Here is a 16,509-nt window from a genome sequence, read left to right on the forward strand (position 1 = left end):
TACAATTCAGCCAAACTGTACTGAACAACCAGCCGTACAGTTCATCGTCCGCCATGAACCACTCCGCCCCGATTCCCACTCCGCCCGCGCCGTCGCGCACGCGCGTGGAAACCGTCATGGATACCCTGCGCGCGCGAATCGCGAGCCGCGCGCTGATGCCCGGCGCGCGCGTGCCGTCGATCCGGATGATGGCCGACGCGCTCGGCGTGTCGAAATCGACGGTCGTCGATGCGTACGAACGGCTCGCGAGCGAAGGCGTGCTCGTCGCACGGCGCGGGTCGGGCTTCTACGTGTCCGGCCACGCGCCGCCGCTCGCACTCGCCGAATTGGGCCCCCGCCTCGATCGCGCGCTCGATCCGTTGTGGCTGTCGCGCCAGTCGCTCGAAGCGGCGCCGACGTCGGTGAAGCCCGGCTGCGGATGGTTGCCGTCGTCGTGGCTGCCCGACGAAAGCCTGCGTCGCGCACTGCGCGCCGTGTCGCGCGACGAACCCGATGCGCTGACCGACTATGCGACGCCGCTCGGCCTGCCCGCGCTGCGCCAGCAGCTTGCATGGCGGCTCGCCCAGCACGGCGTCCACGCGGAACCCGCGCAGATCATGCTGACCGACGGCGGCACGCACGCGCTCGACCTCGTGTGCCGCCTGCTGCTGGAACCCGGCGATACCGTCGTGCTCGACGATCCGTGCTACTTCAACTTCCAGGCGCTGCTGCGCGCGCACCGTGCGCGGATTGTCAGCGTTCCGTTCACGCCGAACGGCCCCGATCTCGTGCGCTTCGAGCAAGTACTCGCCGAGCACCGGCCGCGCCTGTACATCACCAACGCGGCACTGCACAACCCGACCGGCGCGACGCTCGCGCCGCCCGTCGCGCACCGGCTGCTGACGCTCGCGGCCGAGCACGGGCTGCTGATCGTCGAGGACGACATCTTCGCGGATTTCGAGAGCACGCCCGCGCCGCGCCTCGCGGCGTTCGACGGGCTGTCGCGCGTCGTGTCGATCGGCAGCTTCTCGAAAACGCTGTCGGCCGCGATCCGCTGCGGCTATATCGCCGCGCGCCCGGAATGGATCGACGCGCTCGTCGACCTGAAGCTCGCGACGTCGTTCGGCAATGCGCAGATCGGCGCGAACGTCGTGCACCGGCTGCTGATCGACGGCACGTACCGGCGCCATCTCGACAGCCTGCGCGCGCGTCTCGCGGATGCGATGGGCGAAACGATCCGGCGCCTCGCGCGAGCCGGCCTCGGGATCTGGACGGAGCCGCGCGGCGGGTTGTTCGTGTGGGCGCAGTTGCCGGACGGGCTCGACGCCGCACGCGTCGCGCGCCACGCGCTGGACCACGACGTGGTCCTCGCACCCGGCGACGTGTTCAGCGCGTCGCGCAGCGCGACGTCGTACATGCGCTTCAACGTGTCGCGCTGCAAGGGGCCTGCCGTGTTCGATGCGCTTGCGCGGGCAATGGAGGCGGCGCGTGCGGTGGAACGCGGCAGCGCGGCGGCGGACGCCGGCGGCCGTGCGCTGGCCGGCAAGTGACACGAACCGGCCGCGCCGCGGCGGGACGCCCCGCCGCCGCCTGCGTCACACTTCCCCCGCGTGCGCCCTCGCCCTCACCTCGGCGAACGACGTATCGACGAGCAAACGCCCTGTGTCGAATACCGTGTCGAGCGCCTCGTCCCATTCGCCTTCAAGCGCACGATCGTCCCACGCAATCGGCAGCGTCACCGTTCGATACTCGCCAGTGCGGCGATTGCGCAGCAGCGTGAGCCGCCCCTGCTTCGAGCGCTTGCCCCGATCGGTGACCGGATCCTTGCGGACGTCGTGCCACACGCCGCCGCGCCGGATGGCCGAACACTTCATCGCAAAGCGCTGCGTGTCGCGGTTCACGCGCTGCAACAACGCGCCACCCATACCGAATACGACGTTGCCGGCCGCGTAACCCGCCTCGTCGAGCGCAACGAGGATCGCTTCGATCGACTGCTCGTCGACACCGTCGCCCTGGATCACGCGCACACGGTTCAGCACGCGCCGCCCCTTGCCGTTCACGGACGAACCGAACGACGCATCGAGCGCCCGCACCGTCTGCAGCACGATCGTCACCGGGTCGCCGGAATCGGGACGCACGACGAGCGTCGCGCCCGAATCGATCACCGCCTGCCGAAGTTCGCCGCCCCACAGATCGAGTGCGGCGAACAGATCGTAGGAGTCCGACACGACCGATACGATCGCGCCCGGCAACCCGAATCGGCCGATCATGTTGCGGTACGCATCGGCCTCGCCTTCGCGCCCCCACGACGTGATCGTGCTGTGCTCGGCCGCCGGCACCGAGTAGGCGGCCATCGGCTCGCGATAGAAGCGGTTCGCGGCGAGCACGCCGAGCACCGTGTCCGAGCCCATGAAGCTCACGAGATGCGCGGCGCCGCCGATCGCGGCCGATTCCGCGCTCGACACGCCGCGCGCGCCGAAGTCGTGCAGCTTGAACGGCAGTTGCGCGAGATCGTCGTCGGTCCTTTCGAGGAAGCGGCGAATCGTTTGGCGCAGATGCCAGCTGCGGGTCGCCACCGTCACCGGATACCAGATGCGCAACAGCATCGTCTCGAGATACGACGCGAGCCAGAACACCTGCGGATCCTCGCATTCGACCGTCATCAGCACGTTGTGCACCGGCACGATCGCCCCTTCCGGCACCGCACGGATCTTCACCGGCAGGTAGCCGTCATAGTGCTCGACGATATGGCGCCATCCTGCTTCGTTGAACGGCTCGCCGTGCACGGTGAAGAAATCGCGCGCATCGTCGATCATCGCATGCGTGACCGGCTTGCACAGATACTCCTTCAGCAGCATCTGGAGGCCGAAGAACAGCGTGCGGTCGTAACGGCCGCCGCGCGATTCGACGTACGAGAACATCGCCGATGCGTCCGGCGGATATTGCAGGAAGTGGGAAGCCTTGTACGAATCCGTGTTGAGAATCGGATTGGCGAGAACCGCGGCAAAGCCGCCGGGATCGTTTTGCATGGCTAGAGCTCCTCTAGGCCGTTGAAGTGCCGCCGCGTCTGTCGCGGCGGACCGAATGCGGGGAATCAGCGCGTCACAGCTTCCCCAGGAAGTGATACGCGATATCGAAGTGATCCTCGAACATCACGTTGCGCATCTGCGCGAATTCGTTGAGCGGGACCCAGCGCGCCTTGTCCGCGTCGTCGCTGCCCTTCACGCGCGGCAGTTCGCCCGTCGGAAAGTTGAACAGGCACGCATGCGTGATCGTTCGGCCGCGCAGCGAACGCGTCGGGTGATCGAACACCTGGCGATCCTTGATCGAGCCGCGCAGCACGGGCTCCGGGAGCTTGAGGCCGGTTTCCTCGCGCAGTTCGCGAATGCAGGCCGCGTCGAGCCGTTCGTCCTGGTTCACGAATCCGCCCGGCAGCGCCCACAGGCCGCGGCCCGGTTCGCTGCGGCGGCGCACCAGCAGGATATGGCCCGAGTGCACGACCACCGCATCGACCGTCACGAACGTGACGGGATACGGCGCGGCCGCCCAGGCCTTGCGATACGCGGCGATGAATTCGGCTTCCGACTTCAGTTGCGCGAATTCCGGCTGCGTGCGGAAACGCTCGAGCCAGCCGAACACGGGTTCCGGCACGGCCCACTGCACGAAGCTGTTGGTGCGTTCGGCGAAATACTGGTCGCGGATTTCGGTGGCGGAGATGTCTTCCGTCGCGTCGACGTCGACGAGTTCCCATTGCGGGAACATCCGCAGGTAATACGACGTGGCGTCCTTCTCGTGGCCGATCAGCCCGACCCTGCGCTGCGCGATATCGCCGAGCGTGGACGCGACGGCGTCCTGCACCCAGCGCACCCAGTCGCCGTCGTTGTAGGTCGAATCCTGCAGCGGGGCGATCGTCACGCGGTCGCGCTCGGATGCATCGAGCAGCGAAGCCAGCATCTGGCGACGCTCGTCGAACGAGAACGGATCCTTGATGGTGCGGGGCTTGTCGGTCGACCCGATCAGCACGCACACGCGCTCGGCCCGGCTCAGTGCCGATTTCAGCACGTTCAGGTGACCACGATGCGGAGGCTGGAAACGACCAATGAAAACGAGCGCATCGAAGCGCCGGTTCTGTTGCGTACTCATGAGGCTCCCTCAAGAGATTGAAACGCTTCGGGTCTGTCCCGAAGGGTTGGAATGAATCGTAGGGGAATTCCCGAAGGACGTCAATCGAGTCCATTCGAGCCCACGCTCGACTTGACGAAGTCTGACGAAACACGCGTTATTGGCGCGGTACACTCGATCGCATCCCAATCCACGCCCTGGCGCCCGCCCTCATGAGGATCTCAGTCAGCCGGACCGTCGGCGTCGATCGCAGGCGCCTGTTTACGTGGTCGCAGGATTACGGACGGCGGCTCGTGTGGGACAACTTCCTCATCGATGCCTATCTGCTCGACGGAACGACCGCCGATGTCGGCGTCGACGCGTTCTGCCGCAGCCAGTCGGGCGCGACGATGGTGTCGCGCTACATCTCGTACCGTCCGCCGCAGGTCGCCGCCGTCGAAATGGTCGAAGGGCCGAAGGTGCTCGAACGCTTCAGCGGCAGCTGGAACTTCACCGAGCGCACGGCCGGGTCGACCGAGGTGAAATTCACGTACCACTTCCGTGCGCAGCCATCCTGGCTGCGCTGGCTGCTCGAACCGCTGATCGGCGCGTTCTATCTCGTGCAGACGCGCCGACGTCTCGATTCGTTCAAGCGCTGGGCCGAAGCCGAAGCGCTGCCGCGGTGACCGGCGCGCGCCGCCTGCCGTACGCTGCGCGCGTGCCATCCCGACATGCGCACGCCCCCCCGTGACGCCATGCTCGCAGCCCCGTGTAGCTGGCCCGAGCTTCGGCTTCCGGCCGGTGCGAAAGCTGCCGTTTCGTCATCGCGGCGCCACCACCACCCGCTATAATCGCGCGACATTCCGACTGCATTGAGCAGGCCGACGGTGGCGCGCCGTTCGACGCGCCGTACGCCCTTCTCGACAACAACAATGATGAACCGAACCCTCCGACGCCTTCGCCCGCTCGTGCGCGCCGCCGCGCGCGTGCTCGCATGCGCCCCGCTGCTCGGCGCACCGCTGGCGCTGCACGCGGCCGGCACCGCGGGCACGCCCTTTACCGAGCCCGCGACCGGGCGCTATATCGTCGTCGACACCGGCCATACGCCGGCGCATCCGGGCTCGACCGGCGCGAGCGGCCGCGTCGAATACCTGTACAACCTCGACCTGTCCGGCGCGGTCGCCGACACACTCGCCGCGCATGGCGACCGCGTGCTGCGCACGTCGGCGGACGGCCGCGAGATCGCGCTCGATCGGCGCTCGACGCAGGCGCCCGACGCGAACCTGTTCGTGTCGATCCATCACGACTCGATGCAGCAGCAGTTCATCGACGCGGGTCGGCAGCGCGAATTCCGAGGCTTCTCGGTGTTCGTGTCGGCGCGCAATCCGCACTATGCGCAGAGCCTGCGTTGCGCGAAGGCGATTGCCGAGCGGCTGGTCGCGGCCGGCGAACGGCCGTCGCTGTATCACGCGCAGCCGATCCGCGGCGAGAACCGCCCGCTGATCGATCCGTCACTCGGCATCCACCGCTTCGACGATCTCGTCGTGCTGCGCACCGCGCCGATTCCGGCCGTGCTCGTCGAAGCCGGCGTGATCGTCAATCCGGACGAAGAAGCGCGGCTCGCACGGCGCGAGACGATCCAGCGCCTGTCCACCGCGATCGCGGGCGGCATCGACGCGTGTACGGCGCCCGAATAAACGACGGTATCGCCCGTCGGATTCAACGGTTTTCACCCAGCCAGGAGCATCACCATGAAAAAGAAGAATCTGCTCGCATCCTGCGCATTGCTCGCGCTTGCCGTTCCGTTCGCCGCGCATGCGGCCGGCTGCGGGAAACCGCGCAGCGCGTTCGACCAGGTGTATTGCACGAGCACGCAGTTCTCGCAATCCGACCGCGATCTCAACGACGAATACGGCCGGCTGCGCAAGCAACTGAGCGGCGATCAACAGGCGACGCTGAAGGCCGGCCAGCTCGCGTGGCTGAAACAACGCGACGCGCAGTGCAGCGAAACGCGCGGCAGCAGCTACCTCGTCGATATCCAGTGCGCGAACGACATGACGCAGTCGCGGCTGTCGTTCCTGCGCGAGCGTGAACGCGAATGCTCGAGCACCGGGTGCGTGACGTCGAAGCTCGGTGAGTAAGGTCGAGCAGTAACACGGCATACGGCAACCGATCGCACGGGGAACGCATGGCACCGAACACGGCGACGATCGACATCCGCTCGGCCACATCCGCCGATGCACCGATCATCGCCGACATCCACGTCGCGTCGTGGCAAGCCACCTACATGGACGTCATGCCGGCGCCGTTCCTCGCCGGCCTGTCGGTCGAAAAGCGCACGGCCGCCTGGCGCCAGGCACTCGACGCAGGACGGCCGCGCGTCGCGCTCGCGTTCATGAACCGCGTACCGACCGGCTGGATCGCGTACGGCCCGACGCGCGACACCGACAAGGACCCTGCGTGGGGCGAAATCGAAGCGATCTATCTGCATCCGTCGCATTGCGGACAAGGCATCGGCACGTTGCTGGTCGATCACGCATGCCGATCGCTGCATGACGCAGGCCATGTGTGGGTATCGCTGTGGGCACTGGTCAAAAACCGTCGCGCGAGAGCGTTCTACGAACGCGAAGGTTTCGTCGCAGAACGCGACATCAAGACGTTCGAGATCGACGGTACGCCGATCGAGGAAGTGCGCTACTGGCGCGCACTTCCTTGACCGGCTTCCTCGACGCACGCGGCACTCACAGAAACCACCGATACTCCCGCGCCCCGATCTCGTTGCGAAAATCCAGCTCCTCCTGCCGCTTGTTCTCGCAGTACACCATCACGAACTCGCTGCCCAACCCGTCGCGCACGGCCGGATGATCCTGCATCGCGGCGACCGACGACAGCATCTCCTTCGGAAAATCGATGCCGCTGCCGCGATCCTCGTTGAGCGGCGCGATCGGCTCGAGCCGCGCATCGAGCCCGTGCTCCATCCCGCCGAGGATCGCCGCAAGCACCAGGTACGGGTTCGCATCCGCGCTCGCGAGCCGGTGCTCGATCCGCAGATCGCGTGCATCCGACTCCGGAATCCGGATGCATGCGTCTCGATCCTCGAAACCCCAACTCGCGCGACTCGCCGCGTTCACCATCGACCCGTAACGCCGGAACGCATTGTGATTCGGCGCGAACACAGGCATGCAATGCGGCAGCAGCGCGAGGCAGCCGGCCACCGCATGCCGCAACGGCCGCTGTCCGTCCGCCGCCAGCAGGTTGCGCCCCGCCTCATCGTACAGGCTCACGTGCACGTGCATCCCGCTGCCCGGCGCATGCAGGTACGGCTTACCCATGAAGCTCGCGCGATAGCCATGCCGCAACGCGACGCCGCGTGTGCTGCGGCAGAACAGCGCCGACCAGTCGGCCGCACGCAGCGCGTCGTCGGTATGCCCGAAATTGATCTCGAACTGGCCGGGTCCGAGCTCCGCGGTGATCACCGTCGCATCGACGCCCTGCTCGCACGCGGCGTCGACCATCTCGTGCAGCACGTCGGAGAAGCGCGACAGGCGTTCGATATGCATGTTCGGCTGATCGTCGCGGTCGTCGCTCAGGCGGTCGCGCGGATACTGCGGCACGCCTTCCGCGAGCCGCGCGGCGAACAGGTAAAACTCGAGCTCGAATGCGACGACCGGCCGAATGCCGCGCGCTGCGAACCGCCGCAGCACGCGCGCGAGCACCTCGCGCGGCTCGAATTCAATCGGGGAATCGGTGCCGTCGGAGCTGATCAGCATCTGCGCAAGCGGCTGCCGCTCCCAGCGCACGGGCTTCAGCGTGCCGGGAATCAGGCGGCGCGGCGCATCGGGATCGCCGTCGTTGAAGCAGTAATCGCCGATCTTGTAGAGGCCGCCCTGCGTGCCGAGCAACACGCAGTTCTGCGGCAGCTTCAGCAGCGCGCCGGATGCGATTTTCTCGAGCGCGTCGATGGGATAGCGCTTGCCGTAGAAATGCCCGGGGAGATCGAGGCAGATCAAGTCGACATAACGGATCTCGGGGTGCGCCTGCCGAAATGCGCGGACTTCACTGACCAGCGCGGGAACGACGTCAGCCATGTCTCATCCTTTTCATGTCTCGTATGGCGGCGCCGCGGCGCGGCGAACCGGATTCACGCGGAACGCAGTGCAATGTACGCCGCATATCGATCAGTACTGCAAACAGGCTGCGTGGCGCGGCGGCCTGCGACACCGCCCGCCCCGCCGGCCACTCAGGTGAACACCCAGATCACGCGCGTCGGCGCGTCGGTCAGGTTCGCATACCGGAAGCGCTTGTGCGCGGGAAGCTGAAACGCATCGTTCGGACCGAGCGTGACCGGCGTGTCGTCGCCGTCGATCCAGATCGTCAGTTCTCCTTCGAGCACGAAGCCGCCCTGCTCGTCGCTGTCGTCGACCGGCCGCTCGCCGCTGCTCGCGCCCGGTTCGAGATGGCTTTCGAGGATCGAGAAGCGCGCACGCATGTTCGGCGACACGAGGATGTCGGTAATGCCGGCCGCGTAATACACGGTGCGGCGTTCGTCGGGCCGCGTGACCCATGGCACGCTGCGCGGCTTGCTCAGGCTGTAGAAATACGTGGTCGGCACACCGAGCGCCTCGCCGATCGCGGTGAGATCCGCGACCGTCGGACGCGACAGTCCGCGCTCGACCTGCGACAGAAAGCCGACCGAGCGGCCGATCCGTTCGGCGAGATCGTTCAGCGTGACCTTGCGATGCTTGCGCAGGTCGCGGATCAGGATCGCCAGACTTTCTATCTCTTCGCGTTCGTTCATGATGGATTTCGGTGCAGTCAAACGGTATCGCGCAGACGGTACCAGGCCTTGCCGATCGCTTCGAGCGGTGCGGCCAGCCGGTCGCCGCCGGGAAAGCGTGGGTTGCGGATGCGCTGGTACTGCGCGAGCAGGTGTGCGTCGCCGAGCACGGCGTCGGCCACCGCGCGCGCGCCGGCGAGCGTCGGCAGCACGCCGTGCCCCGAAAAACCCTGCAGCCAGAAGCGCTGCCCGTGGCGGCCGATGTCCGGCGTGCGGCGCATGCTGATGTCGATGTGACCGCCCCACGCGTAGTCGAGCGGCACACCGGCCAGTTGCGGGAACACGCGTTCGAGGTGCGGGCGCGTCGCCGCCGCGATATCGGCCGGGATGCCGCCGAGATACGTGCAGCCGCCGCCGAACAGCAGCCGGTTGTCGGGACTCAGGCGGAAATAGTCGGGCACGAACTGGTTGTCGATCACGCAACTGTTGCGCGGCAGCAGCGCATGCGCGACGTCGGGCGCGAGCGGCGCCGTTGCGACCTGGTACGTGCCGACCGGCAGCAACCGGCGCGCGAGATCGCGATCGAGCCGGTCGACGTACGCATTGCAGGCAAGCACCAGCACGTCCGCCCGTACTTCGCCACACGCCGTGCGGGCGATGTGGCCGCCCGCCGTCTCGCGACAGTCGAGCACGCGGCTCTGTTCGAAGATGCGGCCGCCCGCGTGCTCGATCGTCTGCGCGAGGCCGAGCGCGAGCTTCAGTGGGTTCAGGTGGCCGGCCTCCGGATCGTGCAGCGCGGCGAGATAGCGCGTGCCGCCGATCCATTCAGGCATCTCGTCACGCCCGATCACGCGCAGCCGGTCGTAGCCCCACCGCTCGGCCGCCTCGTCGCGCGCCCGCGCCAGCATCGCGACGCGCCGCGGCCGCACCGCGGCCCACAGGCTGCCGGGCCGGTAGTCGATGTCGAAACCGTGCCGTGCCGGCAGTTCGCGCACCTCGCGCGCAGCCCAACGCATGCTGTCCCACAGCAGGCGCGCGCCGTCGCGGCCGAGCGCATCCTCGAGCGGCTGCATGTCGCACGACCAGCCGAGCAGCGCCTGTCCGCCGTTGCGGCCCGATGCCGCCCACGCGACGCGGCTGGCTTCGAGCATGACGACCCGCTTGCCGGCAAGCGCAAGGCGCAGCGCCGTATGCAGCCCGCTGAAGCCCGCGCCGACGACCAGCACGTCGGCGTCGACGCGTTCGTCCAGCGCGGGCCGATGCGGGATCGGCGCCGGATAGGTGCCGGCGTAGTAGCTTGCGACGTGACGGTCGGACTGCACGAACATGCGGAACCCCGTGAAAATTACGCCGAGAAATTTCATGAAAATCTAGCATGACAATTTCATGCGGGCAAGCGGGGGGACCGGCGTCCATGCCGTTGGGAAAATGAAAGGCACGCCGATTGCGCATGCAGCACGGCTACCGCCGCCGACGTCCGTGTCTTTTACCGTGTGCGGTCGCGGCCGATAATGAACCCATGCACGCTCTTCCTCGCCGCCCCCGGCGCGCACCGCCAGGGTCGCGAAGGCCGACCCACCGCGCATCGACACAAGGAGGCACCCCGGCATGACCACGCCATTCAGGCTGGGCGACCACGTCCGCTGGAATTCCGAGGCCGGCTACGTGACCGGCACGATCGTTGCGATCCACACCGCCGACTTCGACTACAAGGGCCATCGCCATCGCGCGTCGCCCGAGGATCCGCAGTACGAGATCAAGAGCGACCGGACCGACCACGTCGCCGCGCATCGCGGCCGCGTGCTCGAACGCATCGACGGCAAGGACGACGCATGACGCTCCCGTTCTACACGATCGGCCATTCGAACCGCACGCTCGACGAATTCATCGACCTGCTCGACGCGGTCGAGATCACGCTGCTCGCGGATATCCGCAAGATGCCGCGCTCGCGTACCCATCCGCAATTCAACGAAGCGACGCTGCCGGATGCGCTCGCCCCCGCCGACATCGCGTACGAACACATCGCCGAACTCGGCGGCCTGCGCGGCAAGTCGCACGGCGTGCCCGACGACATCAACGACTTCTGGACGAACCGCAGCTTTCACCGCTACGCGGATTACGCCATGTCGCCGGAGTTTCACGCGGGCCTCGACCGGTTGATCGCACAGGGCCACGAGCAGCGCTGCGCGATCATGTGCTCGGAAGCCGTGTGGTGGCGCTGCCACCGGCGAATCGTGTCCGACTACCTGATCGCGCGCGGCGAAACGGTGCTGCACATCATGGGTCGCAACCGCGTGGAACCCGCGCGGCTCACGGCCGGCGCCGTAATCCGGGACGATGGCACGATCGTCTACCCGGATCCCGAACGCAGCGATTCGGCGCCGCACGCATGATCATGCCGCGCATGCGCACTAGCGTTCGCGCAACGCCTCGGCGGCCCGGTTCAGCGGCTTGACGAGGTAGTCGAACACGGTGCGGCGCCCGGTGCGGATCTCCGCGGTGGCGACCATGCCCGGCAGGATCGGATGCCGCTTGCCGTCGCGGGTTTCCAGATACGCGTGCTGCGTGAGCACGTAGACGCGGTAGTAATACACGCGCCGGTCGACCTGGTCTTCGATCGTGTCGGGCGAAATCCGCTCGACCTTCGCCGGCAGCGAGCCGTAGATCGACGACTCGAACGCCGTGATCTTCACGGTCGCCTCCTGCCCCGGATGAATGAACGCGATGTCGCGAGGGCTGAGACGCGCCTCGATCAGCAACTGGTCGTCGAGCGGCACGATTTCCATCAGCATGCCGCCCGGCGGAATCACGCCGCCGACCGTCGACACCCGGATGTCCTTCACGATGCCGCGCGCCGGCGCGCGAATCACGGTTCGTCGCAATTGATCGGCACGCCCTTCGCGAACCTTGAGCAGCGGTTCGAGATCGGCCATCGTCTTCGAGTAGTCGGCTTTCAGCGCGACGTAGTACTCGCTCTGCGCCGCCGACAGCTTCGTCGAGAATTCGGCGGCCTTCTGACGCAGCCGGAGCACCTCCACCTCGTTGGTCGCGCCGGTTTTCAGCAGCGGCAACGCAATCCGGAGCTCGTCCTCGGCGAGGCGCAACTGTTCGCGCAGGTTGGCGACGTTTTCGCGAAACGCGCGCCGATTCGCGACGAACAGCTGACGCTCGCGCCCGGTCACGGCCTTCTCGTTCGCCAGTTCCGCCGGGAAGTCGATGCCGGGCAGGTCGTTCATCTCCGCATACAGACGCGCCGCGCGCCCTTGCAATGCGGTGATCCGCTCCAGCGTTTCCTCCATCGACGCGCGCGCGAGCACCGGATCGAGCGTCGCGAGCCGTTGGCCCGCGTCGACGACATCGCCCTCGCGCACCGCCAGTTCCAGCAGGATGCCGCCTTCGAGGCTCTGGATGACCTGCCCTTTCGATGCCGGCGTGACCTTCGCTTCGCCGACCGCGACTTCGTCGAGGTTCGCGAACACGGACCACACCAGGAAGATCGCCAGCGCGGCGACGATCAGCCACAGCATCCGCCGGGCGGGCACTGCTTCGCGCGCGCGATTCACCAACCACGGAAAATCGCTCATCGCGTCTCTCCCGCCATCCGCGCCGGCAACGGACGCGAGCCGCCGTCCGGTGCGCGCGCGGCGGCCGCCGGCTCCGGCGTGCCGGAGCCGCGCAACGCGGCCAGCACCTCGTCCTTCGGACCATCGCGCACCACGCGCCCGCCATCGAGCACGATGATGCGATCGACGATCGACAGCACCGGATAACGATGCGTCGCCACGATCAACGTGCGATTGCCGAGCCACTGCTGCAGGCGCTCGACGATCGCCCGCTCGGTCGCCTCGTCGAGCGATGCGGTCGGCTCGTCGAGCAGCAACACGTTCGGCGAGCGCAGAATCACGCGGGCCAGCATCAGCGCCTGCTTCTGGCCGCCGGACAGGCCAAGGCCGCTTTCGCGCAGCTTCAGGTCGAGGCCGTGCGGCTGCCGCAGCAGCAACTGGTCCGCGCACGCGACCTTCATCGCGGCGAGCATCGCGTCGTCGGTGGCGAGCGGACTCGCGATCAGCAGATTCTCTCGCAGCGTGCCGTAGAAGAGGCTCGATTCCTGCAGCAGCATCCCGACGTCGCGGCGGACATCGGCAACGTCGATCAGCGGCATCGGCGTGTCGTTGAACAGGATGCGCCCCTGCACCGGCGTCGCGAGCCCGCCGAACAGCCTCAGCAACGTCGATTTGCCCGCGCCGACCCGGCCGAGGATCGCGACCCGTTCGCCGGGTTCGATCGATAGATTCGGAATACTGAGCACGGGTTTTTCCTGGGGATCGAAGCTGTATCCGACCTGCTCGAAGCGATATCGGCCGACGAGCGCCGGCTTGTGATACGCATCGACCGCCGGATCGTGGTCGACCGGCAGCGCGAGCAGGTTGTCGAGCCCCTTCTTGCCCGCCCGTACGTTCTGGATGCGCGACAGCACGGCGGGAATCTGACCCAGCGGCGCGATCGTGCGGCTCGTCAGGATCGAACAGGCGAGCACGGCGCCGAACGACAGGCTCGCGTCCAGGATGCCGTACACGCCGGCAACCAGCACGCCGGCGTAGGCAAGCTGCTGCACCGTCTGCGCGAGATTGACCAGCAGGCCGGCCAGCCGGCGTTGCTGCAAGCCGATATCGGCATTCACGCGATTCGTATGCGCCCACATCTGCCGGAATCGCGGCTCCGCCTGCAACGCCTTGATGTCCTCGGCGCGATAGATGGCCTCCATCAGGATCGCGTTGCGCAGCGCCGATTCCTCGAGCCCCTGGTTCGACAGCTTCGCCAGCGGGATTTGCGCAAGCACGCCCGGCAGGATCAGCAGCGGGATCGCCGCGAGCGGCACGAATGCAAGCGGCCCGCCGAGCAGCCAGATGATGAACAGGAAGGTGATGACGAACGGGATGTCGATCAGCACGCCCATCGTGCTCGACGTCAGCAGTTCGCGCAGCTGTTCGAGATCCCGAAGCTGGGCGACCAGCGTGCCCGGCGAGCGCGGCCGCGCATCGTTGCGGATGTCGAGCACGCGCGCGAAGAACATCGCGGACAGCTTGAGGTCCGCCTGCTTGCCGAAATGATCGGCAATCGACACGCGCGCGGTACGGAGCAGCAGTTCCAGCGCGAGCGCGAGCACGACGCCTGACGCCAGCACCCACAACGTATGCGTCGCCCGCGCAGGGACCACACGATCCCACACCTGCATCGCGAACAGCGACGTCGCGATCGCGAGCAGATTGCCGAACAGCGAGCCGGCGCCGAGATCGAGCAACACCTTCCATTGCGCCGAGAATAGATCGTGCAGCCAGGTGTCGGGTTTGGCGGACAGGTAGCCGTCGACGCGCTCGTCACGCCGCGCGACCCGCTCGTGGACGATCAGCACGCGGGCCGGCCATGCCGGCGCCGGCGCGTCCAGATCGATCGCGCGTTCGAGCGGCTTGCCGTCGAAGACGAACTGGACGACCGCACGTCCCGCCGCGACCGACACGATCACACCGACATGTGCATCGTCGAACACGGCGAGCGCCGGCAGCATCGCCGGCGTGAGCCGCGCCGGCGGCAATGCGACGAACTGCGCGGCCAGGCCCGCGGATGCGGCGACTTCGACGACGGCCGCGTCCGGGTCCGCGGCGCTCGCCCACGATGCCGCGCCGCGCACCTGCTCGGGCGAGACGGCCAGACCGAGGTGCCGTGCCGCGAAAATCAGCGGGTCGGCCCAGCGCGCGATGTCGGCGCCGGCATCGCGCCCGGCGCGAAACGCATCATTCATGACGACTCCCCTCGTGTTCGCGCAGCAATTCGACGAACTTGCCGACTGCCACGTATGCCTTGATGCGCGCAATCGCGCCGTCGGCCAGTGCATTGATCGACTCGACTTCCGATTCGAAGATGTCGCGCTCCGGATTCACGACGTCGGTCAACGTACGCTTGTTCAGGATGTATTCCTGCCAGTACAGGTCGCGCGACGCCCGCGACAGCGCGGTCACCTTCTCGTAGCCGTTCAGGCGTGCCGCGGCACCCGACGCTTCGATCTGCGCCGACTTGAGCGCGCTGCGCGTGACGAGCCGCCGGTTCTCGAGGCTTTCACGGTTCGCGCGCAGTTCGGCTTCGGCGGCCGCGATCTGGTGTCGCGCCAGGCCGCCCAGCGAGTAGTTGCCGCTCACCGCGAAACCGATCCACGTATCGTTGGTGGCGTTCGGTCGGCCGCTCGATATCGAACGGCTCGCGCCGATACCGATGGAAGGAAAGCGCTCCGCCTGGGCGACCCGCACGCGCGCATCGGCCGCATCGACGGCGGCCGCCGCGGCGAGCACCGACGGCGTTCGTTCGATGTCGCCGCCGGCATACCCGAGATCGCCGACGAAATCCACCGTGCCGCCGAGATTCGCCACGCGGCGCGGGCGCGCGCCGATCAGTTCGGTGAGCTTCGCGGCGGCGACGTCGAAGCGCGTGTTGGCCTTCAACACTTCCGCCTGCGCATGCAGGATCGCCAGTTCGACCAGATTGCGGTCCGACGAAACCGATAGTCCGGCCCGCACGCGATCGAGGATCTTCGTGCGCGTGTCGCTCAGCGCGACGACCTGACGCCGCGCGGCCGCGACGACGTCCTGGCTGGCGGCCAGTTCGACGAACGTCGTCGCCGTCTGGTACGCGACCGTCTCGATCGTGTCGGCCAGTTGGTACTGCTTCTGGCTGCGCGTCGAGTCCGCCGCGGAAATCCGCCCCGACGTGCGGCCGAAGTCGTACAGCAACTGCGACACGCCGATCGATGCGCGCGTGCCGGTACGGTTGCCGTTGCTGCCGAAACTTCCGCCATAGCCGGGACGCACGCCGTAGTCGATCTTCGGGTACCAGGCCGCCTTCGCGACCTCGACCTCCGACATGCTTTGCGCCACTTCCGCATGGGCGCGGCCGATGTCGGGATGGCGCGCGATCGCGACGCCGACGGCGTCGCGCAGCGTCAGACGGTCGAGCGCGATGCGCAGCGTTTCGCCCGAATCGCCGCCGGCATCCTCGGCATCCTCGGCGCGCCCGGCAGCGGGGACGTCGAACTCGTCCTGCCTGTCCGGCGTGATCGTCGTCACCCCCGCCGTCATCCCATCATGCAGCGGCGACACCGGCGCTTGCGGGTCGATCGGCGCCATCGCGCGGGACAGGTTCGCGAGGACGATGCGCCGCGCCGGATCCACGGGCGGCAATGGCGGCGCCAGGTGCCGGCGCGGTGCGGCGGCGGGCATGCCGGCCGGCAGCGGCACGAACGACGCCGTCGCCACCGCCGGCCGCATCGACGGAGCGGCCGCCCTGGGAGGCGCTGGCGGCGCGGCCGGCAATGCATACGCAGACGGTGCCGTGACTGCGTGGACCGCATCAGCCGGCACGCGCGCCGCGGTCTCGAACGAATCGGTCAGCCGGCCGCTCGGCAGCGGCGACGACGACGCGAACGCCGCCGGTGCGGTGTCGAGCAGCGCGATCGCGAACAACACATGGCCTGGATGGAAAACGGCACGCACCGCGCAAACGGCGCGACGCAAGGTGTATCTGGAACGAGCGATTGTCTTGAGCATCATCGGGACGCCGGCGGCGAGCCGTCCGGCAAAGCAGGCCCCCCTTGCCGCGGGGAC

The 16,509-nt window shown here is 67.6% G+C and carries 15 protein-coding genes; 7 read left to right on the top strand and 8 right to left on the bottom strand.

The window, feature by feature from the left end:
- Window positions 1–53: 53 nt before the first annotated feature.
- On the top strand, window positions 54–1,529 hold the full coding sequence (locus HWX09_RS27640) for a PLP-dependent aminotransferase family protein (protein ID WP_027781146.1): 1,476 nt from the start codon (window positions 54–56) through the stop codon (window positions 1,527–1,529).
- Window positions 1,530–1,574: 45 nt separating this feature from the next.
- On the opposite strand, the gene HWX09_RS27645 is transcribed toward HWX09_RS27640, so the two are convergent.
- Window positions 1,575–3,008 (bottom strand): nicotinate phosphoribosyltransferase, encoded by a 1,434-nt coding sequence (locus HWX09_RS27645; protein ID WP_027781147.1) that lies wholly within the window; start codon window positions 3,006–3,008, stop codon window positions 1,575–1,577.
- 73 nt (window positions 3,009–3,081) lie between these two features.
- Entirely contained in the window at window positions 3,082–4,122 is a 1,041-nt protein-coding gene (locus tag HWX09_RS27650; RefSeq protein WP_027781148.1) for a bifunctional nicotinamide-nucleotide adenylyltransferase/Nudix hydroxylase, read from the bottom strand.
- Between the two features lie 191 nt (window positions 4,123–4,313).
- Here HWX09_RS27650 and HWX09_RS27655 point away from each other — a divergent pair, with 191 nt between their 5' ends.
- The 4 genes from HWX09_RS27655 (at window position 4,314) to HWX09_RS27670 (ending at window position 6,796) form a co-directional block, all read left to right on the top strand.
- On the top strand, window positions 4,314–4,766 hold the full coding sequence (locus HWX09_RS27655) for an SRPBCC family protein (protein ID WP_006491214.1): 453 nt from the start codon (window positions 4,314–4,316) through the stop codon (window positions 4,764–4,766).
- 246 nt (window positions 4,767–5,012) lie between these two features.
- Window positions 5,013–5,777 carry an N-acetylmuramoyl-L-alanine amidase gene (locus HWX09_RS27660; protein WP_027781149.1) on the top strand — a complete coding sequence of 255 codons (765 nt, stop codon included), beginning with the start codon at window positions 5,013–5,015 and terminating at the stop codon, window positions 5,775–5,777.
- A 54-nt stretch (window positions 5,778–5,831) separates the two neighbouring features.
- Window positions 5,832–6,221: a lysozyme inhibitor LprI family protein gene (locus HWX09_RS27665; protein WP_006480817.1), complete on the top strand. Its 390-nt coding sequence runs from the start codon at window positions 5,832–5,834 to the stop codon at window positions 6,219–6,221.
- Between the two features lie 47 nt (window positions 6,222–6,268).
- Entirely contained in the window at window positions 6,269–6,796 is a 528-nt protein-coding gene (locus HWX09_RS27670) for a GNAT family N-acetyltransferase (protein ID WP_027781150.1), read from the top strand.
- Window positions 6,797–6,821: 25 nt separating this feature from the next.
- Here HWX09_RS27670 and HWX09_RS27675 read toward each other — a convergent pair whose 3' ends face one another.
- From HWX09_RS27675 to HWX09_RS27685, 3 genes are all read right to left on the bottom strand, one after another.
- Window positions 6,822–8,168: a glutamine synthetase family protein gene (locus tag HWX09_RS27675; protein WP_027781151.1), complete on the bottom strand. Its 1,347-nt coding sequence runs from the start codon at window positions 8,166–8,168 to the stop codon at window positions 6,822–6,824.
- A gap of 152 nt (window positions 8,169–8,320) precedes the next feature.
- Complete coding sequence (locus HWX09_RS27680; RefSeq protein WP_027781152.1) at window positions 8,321–8,878, bottom strand: XRE family transcriptional regulator; 558 nt, start codon at window positions 8,876–8,878, stop codon at window positions 8,321–8,323.
- 17 nt (window positions 8,879–8,895) lie between these two features.
- On the bottom strand, window positions 8,896–10,185 hold the full coding sequence (locus tag HWX09_RS27685) for an FAD-binding oxidoreductase (protein WP_027781153.1): 1,290 nt from the start codon (window positions 10,183–10,185) through the stop codon (window positions 8,896–8,898).
- 280 nt (window positions 10,186–10,465) lie between these two features.
- On the opposite strand from HWX09_RS27685, the gene HWX09_RS27690 reads away from it, so the two are divergent.
- Both HWX09_RS27690 and HWX09_RS27695 read left to right on the top strand, forming a co-directional pair.
- Entirely contained in the window at window positions 10,466–10,693 is a 228-nt protein-coding gene (locus HWX09_RS27690) for a DUF2945 domain-containing protein (RefSeq protein ID WP_027781154.1), read from the top strand.
- Entirely contained in the window at window positions 10,690–11,250 is a 561-nt protein-coding gene (locus HWX09_RS27695; RefSeq protein WP_027781155.1) for a DUF488 domain-containing protein, read from the top strand. Before HWX09_RS27690 ends, HWX09_RS27695 begins: the two co-directional genes overlap by 4 nt.
- 18 nt (window positions 11,251–11,268) lie before the next feature.
- On the opposite strand, the gene HWX09_RS27700 is transcribed toward HWX09_RS27695, so the two are convergent.
- The 3 genes from HWX09_RS27700 to HWX09_RS27710 are packed head-to-tail and all read right to left on the bottom strand — an operon-like array spanning window position 11,269 to window position 16,173.
- On the bottom strand, window positions 11,269–12,441 hold the full coding sequence (locus HWX09_RS27700) for an HlyD family efflux transporter periplasmic adaptor subunit (RefSeq protein ID WP_027781156.1): 1,173 nt from the start codon (window positions 12,439–12,441) through the stop codon (window positions 11,269–11,271).
- Window positions 12,438–14,657 carry a type I secretion system permease/ATPase gene (locus tag HWX09_RS27705; protein ID WP_027781157.1) on the bottom strand — a complete coding sequence of 740 codons (2,220 nt, stop codon included), beginning with the start codon at window positions 14,655–14,657 and terminating at the stop codon, window positions 12,438–12,440. Before HWX09_RS27705 ends, HWX09_RS27700 begins: the two co-directional genes overlap by 4 nt.
- On the bottom strand, window positions 14,650–16,173 hold the full coding sequence (locus tag HWX09_RS27710; protein WP_230469097.1) for a TolC family protein: 1,524 nt from the start codon (window positions 16,171–16,173) through the stop codon (window positions 14,650–14,652). Before HWX09_RS27710 ends, HWX09_RS27705 begins: the two co-directional genes overlap by 8 nt.
- Window positions 16,174–16,509 lie beyond the last annotated feature (336 nt).

Source organism: Burkholderia sp. BCC1208 (assembly GCF_902833095.1).
GTDB lineage: Bacteria > Pseudomonadota > Gammaproteobacteria > Burkholderiales > Burkholderiaceae > Burkholderia.